The organism is Vibrio sp. 1180_3, from assembly GCF_029478545.1.
Taxonomy (GTDB): Bacteria; Pseudomonadota; Gammaproteobacteria; order Enterobacterales; family Vibrionaceae; genus Vibrio; species Vibrio aestuarianus.
In genome coordinates this window covers 1-3,568 of sequence record NZ_SJFM01000081.1, presented here as the reverse complement: position 1 = coordinate 3,568, position 3,568 = coordinate 1, and the positions used below count along the sequence as shown (strand labels likewise).

Genomic DNA, 3,568 nt, shown 5'->3' with positions numbered 1-3,568 from the left:
ACCAGCCTTCGTTACATTGTCAGACTCGCTACTTTATTCAGAGTCCTAGGTTCATCTGGTGATACAGATGGTTCACACATTAAGCGGTGAACAGCGCTTCATACGACCTCACGTCGCACGCCCCTTTATGAGTTTGCGCAATAAATTGCATTTCAATCTAGCCAGGATCTCACCTTACATTTGCCTATCTCAGATCACGGATCAGTAGTCCTCACTTTCTTCCAAACATAAGTAGAAACGGCTTTCTTTACAAGTAATTTGCGTCTGCATATTCATGCAATATCACCGAGAGATATCGAACTAGAAACTGTACAAATTACTCCCTCCCGAAAGAACGTGCTCGACCTGATCTTTCATTAGTAGGTAATTTTCTTCTACCGAACGGCCATATTTTTCTGATGTATCGACCTCTACAATTGGAATATCAAACCACTTAAAAACTTTGTGATATGCAGATTCAACACTATTATTTTGCGTAACTGCATCGCCGTACCACTGAACTGTGCCACCTCTGGTCTCTATTCTGCTGTTTATTGTTTCAATATCAGCTTTAACAAAAATTATCACTTCTGGAAAAAGTATTTTTTTATTAATTTTAAGTGTGTCAAAAATATTTTTGACAATATCTTCCCCAAGCATAATTGTTTGGTAAGCCAAAGTTGAAAATACATATCTGTCTAATATGATATCTTCATCGTTTAATACTTTCGAAACCTCGTTACTCTTCAATAAGTTATTTAACAAAAAAATAGAAATGCACTCTCTTTTGACTCATAGGAGTCAATGACCTTTCTTAAATCATGAGCTTCAGGGACTACCGCATTATGAACGATAGTATTCATTTCTTTCGCATATAGAGAGCTTAATGTTGTTTTTCCACATGCATCTAACCCTTCAAAAACGATAAATTTATTCATTTGTTCCTCATCTAATATTTTGTGATTATTTATAGCTCCTATAATAAGGAACCTAGTTTTATTTATTTTATTTTTGTTAATAGATTTTATGATATTTCTACAATGTCAATATTGGTTTCTTTATATCTTGAAGAAAACGTAATTGGATTAAACTCTATTTGAGAAAGAGCTTTTTCCACACCGCATGAATTAATGCATTCGCTGTATTTATACCCAGATTTATTGGCAGTATTTTGGTAAAAGCAACCCTCTGGACTAATCATTAAGTATGATTCTGTCATAGTAGAATTAGACTCAGAATACATAGGTAACCCTAATCCACTATGTCTATGAACAAAATTATCGAACTGTTCTTTGGAAATTAGTAGTTCATTATCACCATAAGGCATGACCTGTAATACTTTCCATTTGTATGGATTTAGACTAGAAATTAAATTAGAGAAATCCTCTTCCCAATTAAGACTGTTAATTACAGTATTAATCTTTGTTTTGATTCCTGTTTGTGACTGTGTGAGGCTCGCTAGAGCATGTGTTAAATCATTAACACCAAAAGAGTTTCCTTTTCGATCGTTTCTTCCTATTTTCATACGTGTACTTAAGTACTGACTGTCAAAGCTGATTCCAATCATGTCTAAAGTATCTTTCGGCAACGGTGATTTTCCATGAATTAGGTAATGTCCATTAGTTATGGTTGAGGTTTTAAATCCTTTTTGTTTTGCAAGAACCAAAGCGGTAACGAACGTATTTCCTAACATCATTGGTTCCCCTCCTGCAAAGTTAAGACGAACACTTTCGTACCCCAGCTTTTCTTTTAAGACTGGAGTGCCTTTGATGAAGTAGTCTGCTAGCTTATCCAATAAGTTAGCGATTGCCTGTTCTGAACGATGGAGTTCTTTGGGGCGTCCCCATTTTGCAAAACAGTATTTACAACTGTAATTGCAGACTTCTGTCATGTGCCAATTGATTACCAGTTCTTTTGTTTTTCTAGATTGTGCTGTTGTCATGCTTTTTATTCTCATGTATTCAGATGGCTTCAGTATGATAAAATCGGCTCTGTAGAAAAATGAAAAGCAAAATCCCCCCCCCCTCAATTTTCTTTTTCTAGCGGAAAACGAAACAATAAAAGGACATTCAGTGGCTACTTTTCCAACCTTCGAATCGGTACTTCTTCAGATTGCTAAAGCGCTTGGCGCTAATGGTCAGATGACTTCAAAATCGAAAAGCAAGTTTAAATATGTCGAGATGACGATGGATAATTTATCTAATACTTGGGAAAGTATTTTGGGTGATATAGCGGATGCTTTAGGGCTTGATGAAAGAGCGAAAAAAGATCTGATCTCCAATGTTGCAGACGATTACTTGATGCATAAGAACATCGAGCTTAATGTTTATTCTTCAAAGGCGTCACAAAGAAAAATCGTTTGGCATTATTTAGCCAGGTTTATCATACCAGCTCTAGCGAGACATACGGTATTTTGGCAAATTGAATCAAAAATGGATGAAGGTATGCCTGGCGGGCGGTTTTGGTATCTTCCAGCCGTAGATTCTCCGATTGAACCTACGCAACTTCTTCTCCCTGTACCGCAAGTCTTGAATTGGCTTATCGACTTAATCCAAAACACCAAAACATCTATTGCTAATAATTTAAACAACGATCTAGATAGTGTGGATAAATACGAAAAAGTATTAAGGAACCTTTACAATTGGCAAAAATCCAAGAGTACCCCTGAAATATCAAGTATCGAGAAAACGTTTTCGGACGAAGTGAATATACAGTTTGGTGGCTGTTTTGAGCCTGACGAAAAGTCTTCGCAATTTGAACAATCTCTAGATTTTATTGAAAAAAAAGGTTTGTCTTATGATGACTTACAGCATGAAATAAATATTTCTTGTGAAGACTTAAAGCGAATATTAAGGAGTGAATGCCCAGCAGCGGAGCAGCAAGATTTTGTACAGAAACTAAAAGTACGATATCAGGCACCAAGCTCTGAAGTGATACGTATGAGGTTGCTGATAGCCAGAGCTATTCAAGAGGGGTATGAGCAATTAGTTAAGTATTTAACACCTGGAGTCGATAAGCTATGTTTTGACTTAAATGAAAATAAAACACTCCAATTAGTTGAACTTTACAACTACGTATATAATATGACTTTTAAAGCCCATATTCAAAAGGGAAGTTTAGGAGACTATGCGGAAAATAAGTATTTTGAAGAACAACTTCCTTCCTTTTATAGGTATGATTTATTGCGACTTTTTACCTCAGACAATGAACACGATATCCCATGGAGTACTTTAGATAGAATTAATTGTATTTTTAGCCGTTCTGGAGAAGAGGATATATTAGATAATGTCTTTCCTACGTCTCAAGATGAATTTAAAAAAATGTGTAAACTTATAAAAGAAGAAGGTGATTATTCAAATAATTACCTTATGCGTAGAGATGTTTTAATAGATAAGCTAAAACAAAACAAAGCTCCATTTAAACAATTACAGAATATTGATGATTTTGAGCTAGTATATGGGGCTATACCCGTGATCATTGAAGATGCTTGATTTTCAATAGAATCAGGATCATGCTACAAACCATGAAAATCACACTGACTCCTCAACAGAAACTGCAACTCGAACAGATGCACGACATTGAGCGTGAT

General features: G+C 35.6%; 4 protein-coding genes. 1 reads left to right on the top strand and 3 read right to left on the bottom strand.

Annotated elements, in window-relative coordinates:
* Positions 1-300: 300 nt before the first annotated feature.
* The 3 genes from EYW48_RS20620 to EYW48_RS20610 all read right to left on the bottom strand — a co-directional run bounded on the left by EYW48_RS20620 (position 301) and on the right by EYW48_RS20610 (position 1,921).
* Positions 301-657, bottom strand: coding sequence for a hypothetical protein (locus EYW48_RS20620; protein WP_346780439.1), 357 nt, complete (start codon positions 655-657; stop codon positions 301-303).
* Positions 658-737: 80 nt separating this feature from the next.
* Positions 738-917 carry a hypothetical protein gene (locus EYW48_RS20615; protein ID WP_258519506.1) on the bottom strand — a complete coding sequence of 60 codons (180 nt, stop codon included), beginning with the start codon at positions 915-917 and terminating at the stop codon, positions 738-740.
* An 86-nt stretch (positions 918-1,003) separates the two neighbouring features.
* Positions 1,004-1,921, bottom strand: a complete 918-nt coding sequence (locus EYW48_RS20610; protein WP_031850223.1) for a viperin family antiviral radical SAM protein — start codon at positions 1,919-1,921, stop codon at positions 1,004-1,006.
* 130 nt (positions 1,922-2,051) lie between these two features.
* Here EYW48_RS20610 and EYW48_RS20605 point away from each other — a divergent pair, with 130 nt between their 5' ends.
* Positions 2,052-3,470 (top strand): hypothetical protein, encoded by a 1,419-nt coding sequence (locus tag EYW48_RS20605; protein WP_277432987.1) that lies wholly within the window; start codon positions 2,052-2,054, stop codon positions 3,468-3,470.
* The last annotated feature ends 98 nt before the right edge of the window (positions 3,471-3,568 follow it).

Coding starts and splice junctions, on each gene's coding strand:
- EYW48_RS20615 (WP_258519506.1), bottom strand. CDS start 917: ATGAATAAATTTATCGTTTTTGAAGGGTTAGATGCATGTGGAAAAACA.
- EYW48_RS20610 (WP_031850223.1), bottom strand. CDS start 1,921: ATGACAACAGCACAATCTAGAAAAACAAAAGAACTGGTAATCAATTGG.